The following is a 559-nucleotide window of genomic DNA, read 5'->3' on the forward strand; positions in this document are numbered from 1 at the left end:
TTGGCGCTTGTGAGCGCGTCGGTCGCCGTGTTGACGCTCTGCGCCGCCGCTTTGCTCGCGGCGGCGGCTCCCGAGACACTCGATGTCGCCGACGCGGCAGCCGCCCCGGCGTTCGATACGGACTGCTGCGGCGCATCGCGTTTCACGGCTTTCGGATCCGCACCTTCGAGCACGAGCAGATTGCTCTGCACACTGATTCTCACCGGATCGGTGTCCTTCCACTGCTTCTTCGGAATCAACAGCTTCCACACGCCGTTGCTGCTCGGCGAGCGGAAAAACGCCACTACGCCAACGTACTCGGCGTCCTTCTGCATCGGTTCGGCAACGCTCGCGCTCGCGCCCGGGCGCAGCACGACGTCCTTGGTGGCGACGAGATCCGTCTTGAGCAGTTCGAGATCGGCGTTCTGCAACTGGACGTATTCGAGTTGCGCGAAGGTCTTCGGATCCTTGAGTTGATAGAACCGCACCACCGTCGAAAGCGGCTGGCCGGTCGCGTTCTCGTTCAACGCGGCGCGACCGTTCAGTTCGACGTTCATCGACTTGACTTGCGTGGTGAAGA

General features: G+C 62.8%; 1 protein-coding gene. It reads right to left on the minus strand.

Going from position 1 to position 559, the window contains the following annotated elements:
* Positions 1-559 (minus strand): type VI secretion system lipoprotein TssJ (gene tssJ, locus QCE58_RS34010; RefSeq protein ID WP_309781267.1); only part of this gene is annotated, 559 nt, incomplete at both ends.

Origin of the sequence: Caballeronia sp. LZ028, from assembly GCF_031451415.1 — a bacterium.
Lineage (GTDB): Bacteria > Pseudomonadota > Gammaproteobacteria > Burkholderiales > Burkholderiaceae > Caballeronia > Caballeronia zhejiangensis.